General features: G+C 71.1%; 21 protein-coding genes. 12 read left to right on the plus strand and 9 right to left on the minus strand.

All coding sequences use genetic code 11. The annotated features are described in order from the left end of the window. Positions 1-27: 27 nt before the first annotated feature. Entirely contained in the window at positions 28-1026 is a 999-nt protein-coding gene (locus ABZT04_RS12170; RefSeq protein ID WP_356055805.1) for an EamA family transporter, read from the plus strand. 688 nt (positions 1027-1714) lie between these two features. On the opposite strand, the gene ABZT04_RS12175 is transcribed toward ABZT04_RS12170, so the two are convergent. Together ABZT04_RS12175 and ABZT04_RS12180 are read right to left on the minus strand one after the other, a co-directional pair. Further along, on the minus strand, positions 1715-2638 hold the full coding sequence (locus tag ABZT04_RS12175; RefSeq protein ID WP_356055807.1) for an RNA polymerase sigma-70 factor: 924 nt from the start codon (positions 2636-2638) through the stop codon (positions 1715-1717). A 49-nt stretch (positions 2639-2687) separates the two neighbouring features. After that, positions 2688-3164 carry a carboxymuconolactone decarboxylase family protein gene (locus ABZT04_RS12180; protein WP_356055809.1) on the minus strand — a complete coding sequence of 159 codons (477 nt, stop codon included), beginning with the start codon at positions 3162-3164 and terminating at the stop codon, positions 2688-2690. Positions 3165-3455: 291 nt separating this feature from the next. On the opposite strand from ABZT04_RS12180, the gene ABZT04_RS12185 reads away from it, so the two are divergent. Beyond that, positions 3456-4400, plus strand: coding sequence for an EamA family transporter (locus ABZT04_RS12185; RefSeq protein WP_356055811.1), 945 nt, complete (start codon positions 3456-3458; stop codon positions 4398-4400). A 10-nt stretch (positions 4401-4410) separates the two neighbouring features. On the opposite strand, the gene ABZT04_RS12190 is transcribed toward ABZT04_RS12185, so the two are convergent. Further along, positions 4411-5043, minus strand: a complete 633-nt coding sequence (locus ABZT04_RS12190; RefSeq protein ID WP_356055813.1) for an FMN-binding negative transcriptional regulator — start codon at positions 5041-5043, stop codon at positions 4411-4413. Continuing rightward, on the minus strand, positions 5043-5741 hold the full coding sequence (locus ABZT04_RS12195; protein WP_356055815.1) for a pyridoxamine 5'-phosphate oxidase family protein: 699 nt from the start codon (positions 5739-5741) through the stop codon (positions 5043-5045). Before ABZT04_RS12195 ends, ABZT04_RS12190 begins: the two co-directional genes overlap by 1 nt. Before the next feature lie 47 nt (positions 5742-5788). Here ABZT04_RS12195 and ABZT04_RS12200 point away from each other — a divergent pair, with 47 nt between their 5' ends. Then, positions 5789-7120 (plus strand): aminotransferase class I/II-fold pyridoxal phosphate-dependent enzyme, encoded by a 1332-nt coding sequence (locus ABZT04_RS12200; protein WP_356055817.1) that lies wholly within the window; start codon positions 5789-5791, stop codon positions 7118-7120. Between the two features lie 344 nt (positions 7121-7464). Here ABZT04_RS12200 and ABZT04_RS12205 read toward each other — a convergent pair whose 3' ends face one another. Next, positions 7465-8406 (minus strand): DMT family transporter, encoded by a 942-nt coding sequence (locus ABZT04_RS12205; RefSeq protein WP_356055819.1) that lies wholly within the window; start codon positions 8404-8406, stop codon positions 7465-7467. A gap of 73 nt (positions 8407-8479) precedes the next feature. Between ABZT04_RS12205 and ABZT04_RS12210 the strand changes: the two genes are divergently transcribed. Beyond that, positions 8480-9382, plus strand: coding sequence for a LysR family transcriptional regulator (locus tag ABZT04_RS12210; RefSeq protein WP_356055821.1), 903 nt, complete (start codon positions 8480-8482; stop codon positions 9380-9382). 19 nt (positions 9383-9401) lie between these two features. On the opposite strand, the gene ABZT04_RS12215 is transcribed toward ABZT04_RS12210, so the two are convergent. Then, positions 9402-9869, minus strand: a complete 468-nt coding sequence (locus tag ABZT04_RS12215; RefSeq protein WP_356055823.1) for a pyridoxamine 5'-phosphate oxidase family protein — start codon at positions 9867-9869, stop codon at positions 9402-9404. A 146-nt stretch (positions 9870-10015) separates the two neighbouring features. On the opposite strand from ABZT04_RS12215, the gene ABZT04_RS12220 reads away from it, so the two are divergent. Then, positions 10016-10666, plus strand: a complete 651-nt coding sequence (locus ABZT04_RS12220) for a cysteine hydrolase (protein WP_356055825.1) — start codon at positions 10016-10018, stop codon at positions 10664-10666. 27 nt (positions 10667-10693) lie between these two features. Here ABZT04_RS12220 and ABZT04_RS12225 read toward each other — a convergent pair whose 3' ends face one another. After that, on the minus strand, positions 10694-11179 hold the full coding sequence (locus tag ABZT04_RS12225; RefSeq protein ID WP_356055827.1) for a Rieske (2Fe-2S) protein: 486 nt from the start codon (positions 11177-11179) through the stop codon (positions 10694-10696). 195 nt (positions 11180-11374) lie between these two features. On the opposite strand from ABZT04_RS12225, the gene ABZT04_RS12230 reads away from it, so the two are divergent. The 7 genes from ABZT04_RS12230 (at position 11375) to ABZT04_RS12260 (ending at position 17441) form a co-directional block, all read left to right on the plus strand. After that, on the plus strand, positions 11375-12130 hold the full coding sequence (locus tag ABZT04_RS12230; RefSeq protein WP_356055829.1) for a HipA family kinase: 756 nt from the start codon (positions 11375-11377) through the stop codon (positions 12128-12130). Continuing rightward, positions 12127-12543, plus strand: a complete 417-nt coding sequence (locus ABZT04_RS12235; RefSeq protein ID WP_355903906.1) for a DUF3037 domain-containing protein — start codon at positions 12127-12129, stop codon at positions 12541-12543. The genes ABZT04_RS12230 and ABZT04_RS12235 overlap by 4 nt, the downstream gene beginning before the upstream one ends. 143 nt (positions 12544-12686) lie before the next feature. Then, on the plus strand, positions 12687-13448 hold the full coding sequence (gene fabG, locus ABZT04_RS12240) for a 3-oxoacyl-ACP reductase FabG (RefSeq protein WP_356055831.1): 762 nt from the start codon (positions 12687-12689) through the stop codon (positions 13446-13448). A gap of 31 nt (positions 13449-13479) precedes the next feature. After that, entirely contained in the window at positions 13480-14241 is a 762-nt protein-coding gene (locus ABZT04_RS12245) for an SDR family oxidoreductase (protein WP_356055832.1), read from the plus strand. A 200-nt stretch (positions 14242-14441) separates the two neighbouring features. Beyond that, complete coding sequence (locus ABZT04_RS12250) at positions 14442-16019, plus strand: ABC transporter substrate-binding protein (protein WP_356055834.1); 1578 nt, start codon at positions 14442-14444, stop codon at positions 16017-16019. A gap of 114 nt (positions 16020-16133) precedes the next feature. After that, positions 16134-16817, plus strand: a complete 684-nt coding sequence (gene ung, locus ABZT04_RS12255) for a uracil-DNA glycosylase (protein WP_356055837.1) — start codon at positions 16134-16136, stop codon at positions 16815-16817. Between the two features lie 102 nt (positions 16818-16919). Beyond that, a complete protein-coding gene (locus ABZT04_RS12260; RefSeq protein ID WP_356055840.1) occupies positions 16920-17441 on the plus strand; it encodes a hypothetical protein in 522 nt (173 codons plus the stop codon). A gap of 27 nt (positions 17442-17468) precedes the next feature. Here the strand turns inward: ABZT04_RS12260 and ABZT04_RS12265 are convergent, their stop codons facing one another. Next, positions 17469-17951 (minus strand): hypothetical protein, encoded by a 483-nt coding sequence (locus ABZT04_RS12265; protein ID WP_356055842.1) that lies wholly within the window; start codon positions 17949-17951, stop codon positions 17469-17471. Positions 17952-18071: 120 nt separating this feature from the next. Beyond that, the gene (locus ABZT04_RS12270; protein WP_356055844.1) at positions 18072-18584 is read right to left on the minus strand and encodes a DinB family protein; all 513 of its coding nucleotides are present in this window, start codon (positions 18582-18584) and stop codon (positions 18072-18074) included. Positions 18585-18683: the final 99 nt, after the last annotated feature.

The following is an 18683-nucleotide window of genomic DNA, read 5'->3' on the forward strand; positions in this document are numbered from 1 at the left end:
CATGTCGTCGCCTGTCATCATGGTGCCGTGCATACGTCTGAGAGCAGTGCGGTGGGAGGCGGGAAGGGTGTCGGGCTCGGCCTGGCGCTCGGGTCCGCGTTGGCCTTCGGGGGGTCCGGTGTCGCGGCCAAGCCGCTGATCGAGGCCGGGCTCGACCCGCTGCACGTGGTGTGGCTGAGGGTGGCCGGCGCGGCGCTGGTGATGCTGCCCCTCGCCGTACGGCATCGCGCGCTCGTACGCCGTCGCCCCGCGCTGCTCCTGGGTTTCGGACTGCTCGCCGTCGCCGGTGTCCAGGCCTGCTACTTCGCCGCGATTTCCCGTATACCGGTCGGGGTCGCCCTGCTCGTGGAGTACCTCGCACCCGCCCTCGTCCTCGGCTGGGTGCGGTTCGTGCAGCGGCGTCCGGTCACCCGCGCCGCCGCGCTCGGCGTGGTCCTCGCGGCCGGTGGCCTCGCCTGTGTCGTCGAGGTGTGGGCGGGCCTGAGCTTCGACGCCGTGGGACTGCTGCTCGCGCTCGGCGCCGCCTGCTGCCAGGTCGGCTACTTCGTCCTGTCCGACCAGGGCACCGAAGCCGGCGCCGAGGCCCCCGACCCGCTCGGTGTGATCGCCTACGGCCTGCTCGTCGGCGCCCTGGTGCTGACCGCCGTGGCCCGCCCCTGGTCCATGGACTGGTCGATCCTCAAGGGCGACGCCGACATGAACGGCACCCTCGTCCCGGCCGCCGCACTGCTCGCCTGGATCGTGCTGGTCGCCACGGTCCTGGCGTACGTCACCGGAGTGCTCTCCGTCCGCCGCCTCTCCCCACAGGTCGCGGGCGTCGTCGCCTGCCTCGAAGCGGTCATCGCGACCGTCCTGGCCTGGATCCTGCTCGGCGAACACCTCTCCGCACCCCAGATCGTCGGCGGAGCGGTCGTCCTGCTGGGCGCGTTCATCGCACAGTCCTCGGCCCCCACGAAGGGTTCCGCGGTGCCGGTGGCGGGCGGTGGTCCGGAGCGGGAACTGACCGCGCGGGAGACGGCTGCCTGAGCGGCGTCCGCCTGATTGCTCGCTGTCCGTCAGCGCGGCGGTCGACGCGCTTGTCGTTGTTCGCGGTGCCGACGAAGGGTTCCGGGGTGCCGGTGGCGGGCGGCGGTCCGGAGCGGGAACTGACCGCGCGGGAGACGGCTGCCTGAGCGGCGTCCCCCTGATTGCCCGCTGTCTGTCAGCGAGGCCGCCGACGGGCGGGCCCTCGGCGACTGGGCCGAGGTGGCCAAGCCTGTCCGGAGTGATCACCGCGCGGATGGTGTGGAGCGGTCGTCCCGCTGGGCGCGTTCATCGCGCGGTCCCGGCATCCACGAGGCTCCGAGCGGCCGGTGCCCGACGGTGGTCCAGAGCGGGAGACGGCCGCTTGAGCGGCGTACGCCCCGATCGCCCGCTGTCCGTCAGCGCGGCGGTCGACGCGCTTGTCGTTGTTCGCGGTGCCGACGAAGGGTTCCGGGGTGCCGGTGGCGGGCGGTGGTCCGGAGCGGGAACTGACCGCGCGGGAGACGGCCGCTTGAGCGCCGTACCCCCGATTGCCCGCTGCCCGTCAGCGCGGCCGTCGACGTGCCTGTCGTTGTTCGCGGTGCCGACGAAGGGTTCCGGGGTGCCGGTGGCCGGCGGTGGTCCGGAGCGCGAGCTGGCCGCCCGCGAGACGGTCGCCTCAGCGGCGTCCGCCTGATCGCCCACTGCTGGCTCAGCTCGGCCCACGACGCGCCCGCCTCAGCTCGCGGTCGACCGCCCAGGCGTCCGCGACCGGCCCGAGGTGGCTGAGCTTGTCGGGGTTGATTACCGCGCGGATGGTCTGGATCTGACCGTCGAGTACGTCGAGGGACAGGGTGTGCAGCACCTTTCCGTCGCGGTCGCGGAAGAGCGCGCCGGGTTGGCCGTTGACCTCGTGGGGTTCGCAGGACACATCGATGCGGATCAGCCAGGGGAAGACCGTGCCCAGCACCCGGGCCACGTTCTCCGCTCCGACGACGGCCTTGGCCAGTTGAGGGGCCTTGCCACCGCCGTCCCCGACGAACTGGACGTCGGCGGCGAGGAGTTCACGCAGGCCGCCCACGTCGCCGTCCTTCAACGCGTCGAAGAACCGTGTCGCCAGTTCCTGCCGCTCCCCCCGGTCCGCGGCGAACCGGGGCCGCCGGTCCGCCATGTGCCGCCGTGCCCGTACCAGCAACTGCCGGCACGCCGACTCCGAACGCCCCACGGTCGTGGCGATCTCGTCGAAGCCGAAGGCGAACACCTCCCGCAGCACGAACACCGCCCGCTCCAGCGGGCTGAGTTGTTCCAGCAGCAGAAGGGCCGCCATCGACACCGAGTCGGCCAGCTCCACCGAGCGCGCGGGATCCTGGTAGGGGTCGCTCAGCAGCGGCTCGGGGAACCACGGACCCACGTACTCCTCCCGCCGTACCCGCGCGGACCGCAGGACGTCGATCGCGATCCGCGTCACCGTGGCCGACAGGAAGGCCTTCGTCGACGTGGGCCGGGTGGCCGTGCCGTCGAAGCGCAGCCAGGTCTCCTGCACCGCGTCCTCGGCCTCACCCACGCTGCCCAGGATCCGATAGGCGATCGAGAACAGCAGCGGCCGCAGCTCCTCGAACTCCTCGACCTTGGTCACGCCAATTCCCCTTCTGCTGACGGTACTTGCCTTGTTCCTCGCGACTCGCTCAGCCGAACAGCCCCGGCTTGTAGTCGCCCGCGCACGGCTGCCGGGTGATGATGTTCAGCCGGTTCACCGAGTTCATAAAGGAGACCAGAATGACCAGCGTGGTGAGCTGCTCGTCGTCGTAGTGCTCGGCCGCCCGCGCCCACACCTCGTCGCTCACCCCGCCGGCCGCGTCCGCGACCCGGGTCCCCTCCTCGGCCAGCTCCAGCGCGGCACGCTCCGCCTCGGTGAAGACCGTGGCCTCCCGCCACACCGCGACCAGATTCAGCCGCACCGCCGTCTCGCCCGCCGCGTCGGCCTCCTTGGTGTGCATGTCGACACACACCGCGCAGCCGTTGATCTGGCTCACCCGCAGCGCCACCAACTCCTGCGTCAGGGGCGGCAGGGCCGAGTTCTTGAGCGTCCTGCCCACCGACATGAACTGCTTGGCTGCCTTTCCGGCGACGGGGCTGGCGAGGTAGTTCAGTCGTGCGTCCATGGTGTGCCCTCCGTGGGCTGTGGTCGTCAGTGCCTCTACATCCCCGAGACGAGACAGCCCGGCCCCCTGTGACATCGACGAAAGTGACCTGCGTCTCCAGGCCGCCGCCCCTTAGGCTGACCGCCATGCACGTGATCGCACTCCTGCTTCCGCCGCCCGCCGCCTGAGGCGGGCCCTCCGGATTCCACGCCCGGTACCGCCGGGCCAGACGGTGCTGCCCGCAGACGAAGTCCACGAACCCCGCCGACCGGGGTTCCTCGTCGCACTTCTGCACCTCTGCGGAGACCACGCGTGTCGAACACCGCTCTCGGCCTGCCCGTCGGGCGAGGCCTGCTCTACCTGATCGTCGCCGGTGTCGCCTGGGGGACCGCGGGCGCCGCCGCCTCCCTGGTCTACCGGACCAGTGACCTCGGCCCCCTCGCCCTGTCCTTCTGGCGCTGCGCGGCCGGCTTCGTGCTGTTGCTCGCCGTCCATTTCCTTCGCCGCCCGAGGGCCCGCCCCGCCGTATCCGAGCCGCTCGGCCGCAAGATCCTGCGGACCGTACCGACCGGCCTCGGGCTGGCCGTCTTCCAGACGGCCTACTTCGCGTCCGTCGAGGCCACCGGCCTGGCCGTGGCGACCGTCGTCACCCTCGGCGCCGGACCCGTGCTCGTCGCGCTAGGAGCGCGGCTGACCCTGGGCGAGCGGCTCGGCGCGGCCGGCACGGTCGCCGTCGGCGGGGCGCTCGCCGGGCTCGCCGTCCTTTCACTGGGCCCGGCCGCGACCGTACGGACACCGGGCGTGCTGCTCGCGCTCGTCTCGGCGGCGGGCGGCTCGGCCATGACCCTGCTCACCCGGCGCTGGGGCCGCGAGGGCGGGACCGACGCGTCGGAGACGGCCGTCTGGACCTTCGCGGTCACCAGCCTGTGTGTGCTGCCGTTCGCCCTGGCCGAGGGGCTGCTGCCGCACACCGCCCAGCCCGGCCGGGTCCTGTGGCTGCTCGGGTACATCGCGACCGTCCCGACAGCCCTCGCCTACGCGCTCTACTTCGCGGCGGCGGCCGTCGTACGGTCCGCCACGGTCTCTGTGATCATGCTTCTCGAACCGGTGAGCGCGGCCGGCCTCGCCGTCGTCCTGCTCGGCGAACCGCTGACGCCCACGACCCTGGCCGGCACCCTGCTGATGCTCGGCTCGGTCGCGGGCCTCGCGGTGACGGAGGCCCGCACGCCGACACCCGACGAGCGGGTCCCCGTGTGACGGGAGGCGCTCACCCCTCGCGCCGCCGCAGCAGATGCTCCCGTGCCGCCGCGTCCCGAGGACCACCCCGCTTCGCGAGCCCCGTCGCGATACGGTCCTGCACCTCCACCGACCGCTTGCCCGCGTACTTGAACTTCGCCCGCACGCCGGTCACTTCGAGCCGCAGCACGCGGATACCCGGCAACAGCCGTCCGTACGGCGCCTCGCCGGCCGCGACCGTCGCGGAACCGCCCTCGGGCTGGAAGTGACCGACCTGGCGGTTGAGCAGGGTCGCCTTCTCGGCGGGGTCGTCCACCAGGTGGGCGGTGCAACGGAGTTGGACCGCCGCGTAGAAGCTGGTCGGCACGCCGTGTTCCGGCGGGCAGTCCGGATCCGCCTGCCAGGGACCGGTGATGTACGTGTAGTCGTCGACGACGCTCAGCACCACCTGGGGGTTCTCCTCCAGCGCGGGCCACAGGGGGTTGGGGCGGGCGAGGTGGGTGACCGCCTCGCCGCGCCCGGGGTTGTAGGCGAAGTGCAGCGGCTGGACCAACGGGGCTTCGCCGGGCGGGCCGTTGACGGCGAGCTGCCCGAAGTCGTGGGCGGCCAGCCAGTGTTGCCACTCGGCGTCGTCGTGGGGCGCGTCCCAGGGGTGGATGAGCATCACAACGCCGCCAGGTAGCCGGGGAGTTCGGTGCCGGGTGCCAGGTCGTCGTTCGGGAGCGGGGTTCCGTAGGCGGGCCGGAGGGGGACGACACCGGCCCAGTGGGGGAGGTCCAGGTCCTCGGGGTCGTCGTTCGCGCCGCCGGTGCGGACCTTGGCGGAGACCTCGTCGAGGTCGAGGCGGATCACCATGGTCGCGGCGAGTTCCCTCTTGTTGGCGGGCCGCGAGTCCGCCGCCCGGCCCGGCACGACGTGGTCGACCAGCGCGTCCAGCGCCGTCCGCTTCTCCTCGGGGTCCGTCACCTGGTGGGCGATGCCGTGCACCACCACGGAGCGGTAGTTGATCGAGTGGTGGAAGGCCGAGCGGGCCAGCACCAGACCGTCGACGTGCGTGACCGTCAGACACACCGGCAGCCCCGGGTCGGCCTGTCCCGTCATCCGCAGCGGACGCGCACCCGTCGAACCGTGCACGTACAGCCGCTCGCCCACCCGGCCGTACAGCGTCGGCAGCACCACGGGCGCACCGTCGCGGACGAAGCCGAGGTGGCAGACGTAGGCCTGGTCGAGTATCGCGTGCACCAGTTCCTTGTCGTACGACGCCCGGTTCGCGGAACGCGTGGGGACGGTGCGGTCGGTCGGCGTGTAGGCGGTGGATTCGGACGTCGGCTGTGAGGTGGTCCCCTGGACGGCGCTCACCATGGTGCTCTCCCTTGCGTACCATATTGCACTAGTGCATAATCTGCTTTGTGCTAGGAGGATATCGGATTCAAGGGCGACGTGCGGCGGACATCGCGGCGGACGTCGAGCGCGCGGTGGGTTCGGGAGAGTTGGATCCCGGTCAAGTGCTGCCTCCCATGCGGGAGTTGGCGGTCGAGCTGGGGGTGAATCCCAATACGGTCGCGGCCGCGTACCGGACCCTGCGGGAGCGTGGGGTGATCGAGACCGCCGGGCGCCGGGGCAGCCGGGTGCGGCCCAAGCCGGCCACGACCGGGCGCGAGCACATCCGGGTGGAGGTGCCGCGGGGGGTGCGGGACGTGGCCCACGGCAACCCCGATCCGGCGCTGTTGCCCGCCCTGGCGCCGGCCTTCGCCTGGGCCGCCGAGCGGGCCGACCGGGAACCGGTCATGTACGGCGACGACCCGATGGAACCGGAACTGGCCCGTATCGCGCGCACCCAACTGGACGCGGACGACGTTCCGTTGGGCCCCGTGGCCGTCGCCTCCGGCTCCCTGGACGCCATCGAGCGCGTCCTCGCCGCCCATCTGAAGCCGGGGGACACCGTCGCCGTCGAGGATCCCGGCTGGGGCAGCCTCCTCGACCTCGTACCGGCGCTCGGACTGCGCGTGACACCCGTCCGTGTCGACGACGAGGGGCCGCTCCCCGACGACGTGCGCGCCGCGCTGGAGTCCGGGGCGCGGGCCCTGATCGTCACCGACCGCGCGCAGAACCCCACCGGAGCCGTGGTGAGCGCCCCACGCGCGCGTGCCCTGCGATCCGTGCTCCGCCGTCACCCGGAGATCCTGCTGATCGAGGACGACCACGGCCACGGCATCGTCGACCAGCCCCTGCACCCCCTGGCCGGCACCACCCGCCACTGGGCCTTCGTCCGCTCGGTCGCCAAGGCGTACGGCCCCGATCTACGGCTCGCCGTACTGACCGGCGACGCAGTCACCCTCGACCGTGTCCGTGGCCGCCAACGACTGGGACCGGGTTGGGTCAGTCGCCTGATCCAGCGAGCCGTCGCCCGGCTGTGGGCCGACGGCGCGGTGGATACGCCGGCGGTGGCGGCCGCGTACGGCGGGCGCCGGGACGCACTGATCGCCGCCCTGGCCGAGCGCGGGGTCGCGGCCCACGGAGTGAGCGGCCTCAACGTGTGGATCCCGGTACCGGACGAGACGGGCGCCGTGTCCCGCCTGCTCCACGCGGGCTGGGCCGTCGCCCCGGGCGCCCGCTTCCGCATGAGCGCACCGCCCGGCATCCGCGTCACGGTCTCGACCCTGACGGCCGAGAAGGCCGGCGTACTGGCGGAAGCGATCGCTTCGGCGTGCGGGTCGGTGCCGATCCGGGGTTATGCGTAAGGGGAGTCGAGCACGGGTTCTGTGAGCGGCTTGGGGCTGTGGCGGCGAACCGTACTGCGGCTGGGGTGAGGCGGGGAGGCTGGCGGATCCCTCGCCCTGCATCTGGCCCGAGCCCGGGTCGGGTACCCCTTTCGCCAGGGCCTGCCCAGGCGTCGTGGGCCGGCGTTATGGCGTTCGTCCGCCCCGCTCGGACTGCGGCCGAGAGTCTCGGCAAGGCGTCCTCGTTCCGAAAACCGGCAAGCCTGCGCCATTCCGCCCGCGGAGTCCGGAGCCCAGAGCCCAGAGCCCGGCCGAGTCGGCCACCGCCCCAGTGCACGTCCACGGCAGCCCGCCGACCCGCCGACCTACACCGCTCTCTTCCCCCGCACCTGCGTGAGCCCCGCCCCCGCCAACACGATCACCGCCCCCACCGGAGTCGACCACCTCAACGACTCGCCCAGGATCGCGACGCCCGCAGCCGTGGCGATGACCGGGATGAAGTAGGTGACCATCTGGGCGGTCGTGGGCCCGACCTCGGCGACCAGGCCGTACTGGAGCAGGACGGCGAGGCCGGTGCCGAGGGCGCCCAGTGCGGCGATCGCCAGCAGGGGCAGGACCGGGAGGTGGGTCGGCAGGGAGGTGAACAGCGGGGTGACGACGGCCAGTTGGAGGGTGGCCAGGAGCAACTGGGCGCCGGTCAGGGAGAGATGCGAGGTGCTGGTGCCCGCCAGGGTCCGGCGGACGTAGATCCAGCCGATCGGATAGCTGAGCGAGGCCAGCAGAGCCATCGCCGTGCCCCTGGCGTCCAGGCCGCTGAAGCCCTGCCAGGCGCCGAGGACCGTCAGGACGCCCAGGAAGCCGAGGCCGAGACCGGCGACCCGGACGCGCGTCGGCCGGTCCTCGGAGAGGGCGACCAGGGAGAGCGCCATGCCCCACAACGGCGAGGTCGCGTTGCAGATGCCCGCGAGCGTGGAGGGGATCGTCAGCTCCGAGTAGGCGAAGAGCGAGAACGGGAGGGCGTTGAGGAGGAACGCGGCGACCGTCAGATGACCCCAGGTGCGCGCACCGCGCGGCAGCCTCTCCCGCTTCACCGCCATCGCCGCCGCGAGCACCGCCGTCCCGAACAGCAGCCGCCCGAACGTGACTTGGAAGGGTGCGTAGCCCTGTGTGCCCACCTTGATGAGCAGAAAGCTGAAGCCCCAGATGAGGGAGAGGGCCCCGAAGCGCAGCCGCCAGTCGAGGGCGGGGCGGAGGAGCGGAGTGGTGGTGGCCGGGGCCTGGTTCTGGCGCGCGGTGACTGTGCTCATGGGACAACCGTCCTGGACCCAACGTCGTAGCACAAGCGAAATTTCGCGCCCGGTATCTCGTAGTATCACTTACATGTTGAACCTTGAGCGCCTGCGTACGCTGGACGCCCTCGCCCGGCACGGCTCGGTCAGTGGTGCCGCCGAGGGGCTGCATGTGACGACCTCGGCCGTCTCGCAGCAGATGTCCAAGTTGGAGCGGGAGGTGGGTCAGCAACTCCTCGCGAAGAACGGGCGGGGGGTGCGGCTCACGGACGCGGGCCGGCTGCTCGCGGAGCACGCCGGGCGCATCCTCTCTCAGGTGGAGCTGGCCCAGGCCGACCTGGAGGCCCAACGCGGCCAGGTCGTGGGCGAGTTGAGGCTCTCCGCGTTCCCGACCGCGGCCCGCGGCCTGTTCCCCACCGCGCTCGCCGAGCTGCGCGCCCGGCACCCCGCGCTGCGCGTCCGCTCCACGGAGCAGGAGCCGGAGCGCGGCATCGCGGGCGTCGTACGCGGCGATCTCGACCTCGCGGTCGTCCTCGACTGGTACAACAAGCCGATGCCGCTGCCGGACGGCCTGGTGAAGGCGCCGATCCTGGACGACCCGGCCGACGTGGCGATGTCGACCGGCCATCCTCTGGCCGGGCGCGCCGAGGTGGACCTCGGGGAGTTCGCGGACGACGAGTGGATCACCTGGGGCGAGGGCGAGTTCTGCCACGAGTGGCTGATGTTCACCCTGCGCTCCCGGGGCATCGAGCCGATCATCGGCCACCGCGCAGCCGAGACGCACACCCAACTCGGTCTGGTCGCCGCCGGGTTGGGTGTGTGCATCGCGCCGCTGCTGGGCCGTAACCCGATGCCGTCCGGAGTCGTCACCGTCCCGCTGAAGCAACGGGTGCGTCGGCATGTGTACGTCGTCTGGCGCGCGGACGCCGACCGCCGTCCCTCCATCCGCGCGGCGGTCGAGGCGCTGCGGGCGGTGGGCGGGGCCGTCGCCTGAAGGCCGACGGCCAACGGCCTTACAGGGCGGCCAACTTGCGGAAGTCCCAGGAGGCGACCGTGTCCGGCGTCAGCCGTACCCACGCGTGCCGGCCGTCGTACGGCATCGAGTCGAGGCCGAAGTTCTTCCGCGCGAACAGCTTCTCCACGGCGACGAGTTCAGGATGCGGTTCCCCGGTGCGCGGGGCCTCGCCCACGAACTCGACGGTCCCGGACAGCTCGACGCCCCGCAACTCGTCGTAGGCGTGCCCGCCGTCGATCACCACGGCGACGCGCGGGTCGCGACGCAGCTCCGCCCAGCGCTTGCTGCGGGTGATCGAGTACAGCCAGAGCGAGCTGCCGTCCCAGGCGAACCAGAGCGGGCTGACATGCGGCGCGCCGTCCGCGGAGACGGTCGCGACCCGACAGGTCCGCTCGGTGGCGAGAAACTCGTCCAGTTCCTCGGGTGTCATCATGATCTTCCGGCCCCGGCGCTGAGTGGCGGTCATGCGATCCCCTTCGGCTACGGCACGAGCGGCGGGCAGCCGCTTCTGGCGCGGTGCGCGAGAAGAGTGGACGCAATAGCGGCGGTCTTCCCTGTGCACGCGATGCTCGCTACTGTCACCCGCCCCGCCGTCGACGACAAGGGAGAGCCATGCCGTCGCACGAACAACTCAGTGAGATCCTCGACACGGTGAGCACCGTGCTGCTGACCGTCGAATGCCAGCAGGGGGTGGTCGGCCCGGACAGCGCCCTGCCCGAACTCGCCCTGGCGGCACGCTCGTCGGGCGCGCTCGCCAACGTCGCCCGACTGGTCGCCGCCGCGCACGAGAGCGGGGTCCAGGTCATCCACGCGATCGCCGAACGCCGCCCGGACGGGCGGGGCGCGAACCGCAACGCCCGGCTGTTCCGCGCCGCCGAACGCCTGCCCGTGCGGCAACTGTCGGGGACCACGGCGGTGCGCGTGGCACCCCCGATAGAGGTCACCGAAGAGGACTTCGTCGTACGACGGCTGCACGGCCTGTCGCCGATCCAGGGCACCGACGTCGACGCGCTGCTGCGCAACCTCGGCTGCCGCACACTGATCGTCACCGGTGTCTCGGCCAACGTGGCTATTCCGAACGCGGTGTTCGACGCCGTCAACCGCGGCTACACCGTCGTCGTGCCCGGGGACGCCATCGCGGGGGTGCCCTCGGAGTACACCCCCGCGATGATCCGCAACACCCTCGCGTTGGTCGCTACGGTCGCGACCACGGACGAGGTGCTGCGCTGTTTCAAACGACCGCGCGGAGCGGGCCGCGGCTGACCGTCACATTCAGCGGGACGCCGGCTCTCACGCCAGCGTGATCGAGTCCCCGGACACGGAGATCTGCTCGGCGGGCAGGGCCTGGGTCGCGGGACCCTTCTTCACGCTGCCGTCCGTGACGGAGAACTCGCTGCCGTGGCAGGGGCAGCCGATGACTCCGTTGCTGATGGTGCTCACCGCGCAGCCCTGGTGGGTGCACTTCGACGAGAACGCCTTGTAGGTGCCCGCCGTCGGCTGGGTGACCACCACGCCCTGGCTGGCGAAGATCTTGCCGCCGCCCTCGGGGATGTCGGAGGTCTTGGCCAGTTCGGTACCACCGGCGTCCCCCTGGGCGGTGGACGAGCCGGAGGTGCTGGTGGAGCCGGAGGTGTCCGAGGAGCCCGAGGTGTCCGACGACGAGTCGTCGCTCGATGAGCACGCGGTCAGCGCGACGGCGAGCCCCGCCGCGCCGACCGCCGCCATCGCGGTGCGACGGGAGGGCGCCGTGACGGGTTCGAACGAATCGCTGGTCATGCTGACGTTCCTTCCATAGGGAAGCATCTGTGGGGTCTGCAAAGGGGTACGGAATACGGATGACCGTCGTTCAGACGGTGTCGAGAGCTTGGCCTGATCGAGATCAGGCAGGCGTAAAACGTCTCTGTCGTTCCGCTGTCAGGTGCGTATAAGGCCTGAACAGGCACCCACTAGAGGCACCAGTAATCTGGGGCGATGCTCAAGGAAGTCAGCGTGACCCGCTACATCACGCCCCTGCGGGAGGGCGGCTCGCTGCCGGGGCTCGTCGAGGGCGACGACTTCGGGACGTACGTCATGAAGTTCAGCGGCGCCGGACAGGGCCGCAAGACGCTGGTCGCCGAGGTCGTCGTAGGGGAGTTGGCCCGACGGCTGGGTTTCCGGGTGCCCCGTCTGGTGACCCTCGGCCTCGACCCGGTGCTCGGCCTCGGCGAACCCGACCAGCAGGTCCAGGAACTGCTCAGGTCCAGCGGCGGCGCCAACCTCGGCATGGACTTCCTGTCCGGCGCGCTCGGCTTCGACCCCCTCGCCTTCACGGTGAGCCCCGAGGAGGCCGGCCGGATCGTCTGGTTCGACGCGCTGGTCAACAACGTCGACCGCTCCTGGCGCAACCCCAACCTGCTGATGTGGAAAGGCGACCTGTGGCTCATCGACCACGGCGCCACCATGATCTGGCACCACAACTGGCCCGGTGCTCAGACCTCGGCGGCCCGCCCGTACGACGCCGCCGACCACGCCCTGGCCCGCTTCGCCCCGGACCTCGCGACCGCCGCCGCCGACCTGGCCCCGCAGGTCACCGAGGACCTCCTCGCCGAGGTCACCGCCGAGATCCCCGACGCCTGGCTGACCGGCGAGCCCGGCTTCGACACCCCCGACGACCTGCGCCGGGCCTACGCGGCGCCCCTCCTCGCGCGCGCCGCCGTCATCCACGAGCGCGTCCAGGGGGACCAGTGAGCGAGCGCCACATCATCCGGCCCAGCGAGGCCAACGAACGGGACGTCTTCGAGTACGCCCTGCTGCGCGTCGTCCCCCGCGTCGAGCGCGGCGAGCAGATCAACGCCGGGGTCCTCGTCTACTGCCGCGCCCGCTCCTACGTCGGCGCCCGCACCCATCTGGACGAGGCCAGGCTGCTGGCCCTCGACCCGGACGCCGATGTGGCCGGCATCCGGGCCGCGCTCGGCGCCGTGGAAGGTGTGTGCGCGGGCGGTGACGCGGCCGGGCAGGCGGCGCGGGACGATGCCGGGCGGCGGTTCCGCTGGCTGATCGCGCCCCGCTCCACGGTCGTGCAGCCGGGGCCGGTGCACACCGGTCTCACCCTTGATCCGGCGGCCGAGGCGGAGCGCCTGCTGGACCTGCTGGTGAGGTAATGGATCACACCGGGCCGCGCGCACGTTGACACCGCGTGCCAGGGCTTCTAGCGTCACGTCTGCCGAAGGTACTAAGCGGTCGCTCACCGGCGGGCCGCGGATTTCAAAGGGCGAGAGTTTCTCAAGGGCGAGGAGAACCAGCAATGTCCACCACTGAGCAGCGGGTCGCGATTGTCACCGGCGGGGCGCGGGGCATCGGCGCCGCCACCGCCGTACGCCTCGCGGCCGAAGGCCGCGCGGTCGCCGTCATCGACCTCGACGAGGCCGCCTGCAAGGACACCGTGGAGAAGATCACCGCGGCCGGCGGCAAGGCTCTCGCGGTCGGCGCCGACGTCTCCGACGAGGCACAGGTCGAGGCCGCCGTCGCGCGCATCGCCGCCGAACTCGGCGCGCCGACGATCCTCGTCAACAACGCGGGCGTGCTCCGCGACAACCTGCTCTTCAAGATGAGCACGTCCGACTGGGACACCGTCCTGAACGTGCACCTGCGCGGCTCGTTCCTGATGGCCAAGGCCGTCCAGAAGCACATGGTCGACGCGGGCTTCGGCCGGATCGTCAACCTCTCCTCGTCCTCCGCCCTCGGCAACCGCGGCCAGGCCAACTACTCCGCCGCCAAGGCCGGTCTGCAGGGCTTCACCAAGACCCTCGCCATCGAACTCGGCAAGTTCGGCATCACGGCCAACGCCGTCGCCCCCGGCTTCATCGCCACCGACATGACCGCCGCCACCGCCGCCCGCGTCGGCATGGGCTTCGACGACTTCAAGGCCGCCGCCGCCACCCAGATCCCGGTGCAGCGCGTCGGCGAGCCCGACGACATCGCCAACGCCGTCGCCTTCTTCACGAACGAGGCGGCCGGTTTCGTCTCGGGCCAGGTGCTGTACGTCGCCGGCGGACCGCTCAACTAGCGAACACGGGAACACGGGAACGCAGGAAAACATGACTGAACTGCCTGAACTCTCCGGCAAGGTCGCGATCATCACCGGCGCCAGCCGCGGCATCGGCTACGGCGTCGCCGAGGCGCTGCTCGCCCGAGGTGACCGCGTCTGCATCACCGGCCGCAACGAGGACGCCCTCAAGGAAGCCGTCGAAGCCCTTGGCGCCGACCGCGTCATCGGCGTGGCCGGCAAGGCCCACGACGAGGCCCACCAGGCCGTCGTCGTCGAGCGCACCATAGAGGCCTTCGGCCGCGTCGACTACCTGGTCAACAACGCCGGTACGAACCCGGTGTTCGGCCCGATCGCCGACCTCGACCTGAACGTCGCCCGCAAGGTCTTCGAGACCAACGTCGTCTCCGCGCTCGGCTTCGCCCAGCGGACCTGGCACGCCTGGCAGAAGGACAACGGCGGCGCCATCGTCAACATCGCCTCCCTCGCCGGAGTCTCCGCCTCGCCGTTCATCGGCGCGTACGGCATCAGCAAGGCCGCGATGATCAACCTGACGTACCAACTGGCGCACGAGTTCGCGCCCGGCGTGCGGGTCAACTCGATCGCCCCGGCGGTCGTGAAGACCAAGTTCGCCGCCGCCCTGTACGAGGGCCGCGAGGCGGAGGCCGCCGCCTCCTACCCGCTGGCCCGCCTCGGTGTGCCGTCCGACATCGGCGGCGCCGCCGCGTTCCTGACCTCGGACCAGTCCGACTGGATCACCGGCCAGACCCTCGTCGTCGACGGCGGCATCCTCCTGAACGCCGGAATCGGCTGACCGAACCGAACGGGCGCCGATTCCTTTGCTGTTCGCTTGACGGAATCGGCGCCCGTGTCGACATGCGGCCCACGCACAGCCGGATGACAACGTCGTCATATACACGCTGATCAAGTGCCCTGCCCAAACCCCGCTCGACCGGCCGGGGCACTGCGGTATGGTCTGCCGACCCTTGGTACGGCCGATCGAGGAGCGTGCGTGTGTTCAACCGGAACCGAGGCCTGCGCACAGTCGCGGCGCTGGCGTCCATATCCGTGATGGCCGGATGCGGTGTGTTCTCGGACGGGAATTCCGACGACCGGGGACCCATCGTCGTCGGCACCACCAGCGCCCCCAGCACCCTCGATCCCGCCGCCTCCTGGGACGGCTCCTGGGAACTGTTCCGCAACATCTATCAGACGCTGCTGGCCTATCCGACCGGCGCCACCGCACCCGAGCCGGACGCGGCCAAGGGCTGCCGGTTCACGGACGGTTCGAACACGACGTACCGCTGCGAACTCCGCTCGGACATGAAGTTCTCAGACGGCGACACCCTGGACGCGCAAGCCGTCAAGCACTCCATCGACCGCATCAGACAGATCAACGCCCCGAGCGGTCCCGCGGGCCTGCTCGGCAGCCTCGACCGGGTCCAGGTGACCGGCGCCCGCGAGGTCGTCTTCCACCTCAACAAGCCCGACGCCACCTTCCCGTTCGTGCTCGCCACCCCGGCCATGTCGATCGTCGACCCCGACGACTACCCCGCGCACTCGCTGCGCAAGGACGGCAAGGTCTTCGGCTCCGGGCCGTACACCCTGAAGTCCTACGCCGACGGCAAAGAGGCCCAACTCGTCCGCAACGACCACTACAAGGGCTTCGCCCAACGCCAGAACAGCGCGGTGACGATCCGCTACTTCCAGGACTCCGGCACCATGGTCAGGGCGCTGCGGGCCGGGAAGATCGACGTCACCTACCGCGGCCTCGCCGCCGACGACATCGTCGCCCTCCAGGGCCGCGCCTCCAAGACCCTGCAACTGGTCGACGGCTCCGGCACCGACATCAACTACCTGGTGTTCAACCCCAAGGACCCGTGGGCCGGAAAGCTCGCCGTCCGCAAGGCCGTCGCCCAGGTCGTCGACCGCGGCGCGATCACCCACAAGATCTACCGCGACACCGTGGACCCGCTCTACTCCATGGTCCCCAAGGGCCTCACCGGCCACACCACCGCCTTCTACGACGACTTCGGCGACCCCAGCGTCCCCAAGGCACGCAAGCTCCTCACCGACGCGGGCATCACCCGGCGCGTCCCGCTCACCCTCTGGTACACCTCCGACCGCTACGGCTCCGAGACCGCCCTCGAATTCCGGGAGATCAAGCGGCAGTTGGAGGACTCCGGGCTCTTCACGATCACCTTGAAGAGCCGTCCCTGGAAGACCTATGTGACGGGCTACCAGAAGGGCGAGTACCCGGTGTTCGGGCGCGGCTGGTTCCCGGACTTCCCCGACGCCGAGAACTTCATCGCGCCGTTCGTCGGACAGCAGAACGCGCTCGGTACGCCCTATCCGTCGACCAGGATCACCGACGTACTGCTGCCCGAGTCCCGCCGGGAGAACGACCGGGCCGACGTGGTCAAGGAGTTCGAGGACGCGCAGCAGGTCCTGGTGGACGACGCGCGGCTGCTGCCGCTGTGGCAGGGGCGGCAGTACGTGGCCGCGAGCGACGACGTCTCCGGCGGGGAACAGTCCCTCGACCCGTCGACGATCATGATGATGTGGAAGCTGTACCGCAAGACGAGCTGGTGACACGGCTTCCGGTACCCGCTGTCAGTGGTCGGCTGTAGGTTCTGGGACATGAAGGGCGACCGCACGGCGCGGTCGCTCCGCATCGCAGTCGCCGCACACGGTAAGGAAGTTGACGTGACCGACATCTCCATGCTCCCCGAGTCCTGGCGCGGGGTCCTGGGCGACGAGCTTCAGCAGCCCTACTTCAAGGAGCTGACCGAGTTCGTCGAGGAGGAGCGGGCGAAGGGTCCCGTCTACCCGCCGCGCGAGGAGGTTTTCGCCGCGCTCGACGCCACGCCGTACGACCAGGTCAAGGTGCTGATCCTCGGCCAGGACCCGTACCACGGCGAGGGTCAGGGCCACGGCCTGTGCTTCTCGGTCCGTCCCGGGGTGAAGACCCCGCCCTCCCTCCGGAACATCTACAAGGAGATGAAGGAGGAGCTGGACCTCCCGATCCCGGACAACGGCTATCTGATGCCGTGGGCCCAGCAGGGCGTCCTGCTGCTCAACGCGGTGCTCACCGTCCGCGCCGGAGAGGCCAACTCGCACAAGGGCAAGGGCTGGGAGAGGTTCACGGACGCGGTCATCCGCGCGGTGGCGAACCGCCCCGACCCGGCGGTGTTCGTCCTGTGGGGGAACTACGCGCAGAAGAAGCTCCCCCTGATCGACGAGGAGCGGCACGTCGTGGTCAAGGGCGCGCACCCGTCCCCGCTGTCGGCGAAGAAGTTCTTCGGCTCCCGCCCGTTCACCCAGATCGACCAGGCCGTCGCCCGGCAGGGCCACACCGCGATCGACTGGCGCGTCCCGAACCTGGGCTGACCTCGCCGGGCCCGGCCCGGGGCCGCCTGACGGGGATTGTCAGTGGCTCCGGTTAGCGTCGAGAGGGACGGCTCGACCGGCTGACGAGGTGCGGAGGACGCGGTGGCGGAGCGACAGGAACAGGCGGCGCCGGACGCTCTGCTGACGCGGATCGGACAGGTCGTCATGCTGCACCACGGCGGGGACCGCGAGGAGGCCCGGGACCGGATGCTGGGCCTGTGGGCGGAGCTGGGCGAGGACGGCGCCCCGCTGCACCGCTGCACCCTGGCCCACTACCTGGCCGACACGCAGGACGACCCCGCTGACGAACTCGCCTGGGATCTCAGGGCGTTGTCCGCCGCGGACGAGCTGACGGACGGCCGGGAGGGGGCGAGCGAGGTGCGTGCCTTCTACCCCTCCCTGCATCTCAACCTCGCCGCCGACTATGTGAAGCTCGGCCGCTCCGACGCCGCCCGCACCCACCTCACCCGCGCCCGCGCCGCCTGCGCGATCCTCGCCGACGACGGCTACGGCAACGGGGTGCGGGCCGCGATCAGCCGGCTGGAGTTGCGGCTGGGCCACGATGGCGGCGATGGCGGCGGCGAAGGGGGCGGGACCTGGGGGCCGCCGAGACAGCGGCCCTAGTGGTTGGTCGGCCCGGTCCCGGTGGTCTCAACGGCCGTACGTCTGACCGCAGATGATCGACTGCGGGCTGTCCGGCTGCCAGCCGCCGTACTTCCTGCCCAGGGCACACACGTCCGAGGCGTTCTTCGGCACCGACTTGACCACGTCGGGGATGTCCGCGCTCGGCTGCCGGGGGTGCCGCGGCTTGGGGCGCGGGTGGGGATGGGGATGCGGGTGCGAGCGGGGGACCGGTACTGGTGCCTGTGCCGCCTGCTTGGGCGGGGCCGGTGTGTGGTGCGGCGGATGCGTGGCCGGTTTCGGGTGGTGGGGCGGGTCGATGAGTTCCAGCGCCTCCCGTGCCGGGGCCTGTACGATCTGCGGTTCCGCGCTGCCGTCCGGGCGCGGCACCGACGCTTGGGTCGGTGCCGCCGGGGGCGCGGGGGCGGGCGGTCGCTGGACGGTCACACAGCCGGAGAGGGCCGAGACAGCCACGGTGACGAGGAGCGTTGCGGTGGTCGTCGTTCGATACACCCGCGCAACTCTGCTGGTTCCGGCCGCTTTTGGGGCAGCGGCCGGGCGGATGATGCCCCACACGGGTGATCTCCGCCCCCTTACGGACGGTCCGCGCCCGCCCCGGGTGACGACGTGGCGTCAGTCGCCGGTGTTGCCGTCGATCCGCTCACGGAGCAGGTCGGCGTGGCCGTTGTGCCGCGCGTACTCCTCGATCATGTGCGTGTGGATCCACCGCAGGTTGAAGCGCTCGCCGGTGCGCCGGTGCTTGCCCACGGAGACGTCGTCGAGCGTGAACCGGGCCGCGTGCGCGTTCGCCGCCTCGATCTCGGCCCGCCAGGTGGCGTGCGCCTCCGCCCAGGTGTCCGACTCGGTGAGATGGAAGTCGCCGTCCGGATCGTCGTCGGTGCAGTAGATCGGGCCGGCCTGCTCGTCCGCCATGATGCGGCGGTACCAGTGCCGCTCCACTTCTGCCATGTGCCGTACCAGGCCCATGAGCGACAGTGTGGACGGTTCCACGGACGTGGTCCTCAACTGTTCGTCGGTCAGGCCCTCGCACTTCCAGGCGAGGGTCTCCCGGTGGTACGTCAGCCAGCCATCCAGCATGGTGCGCTCGTCGGCGGTGGTATCGGGTTCACGGCGCTCGATCGTCATTCCCGCATCCTCGCGCGTCTCGTCCACCCGCACCAGCGGATATCGCCCCCGCCGTATGCTTCCGAGGAGAGACCGCCGGGCGAGCACCAGGGAGACTCC

It is taken from the genome of Streptomyces sp. NPDC005492 (assembly GCF_040605995.1).
GTDB lineage: Bacteria > Actinomycetota > Actinomycetes > Streptomycetales > Streptomycetaceae > Streptomyces.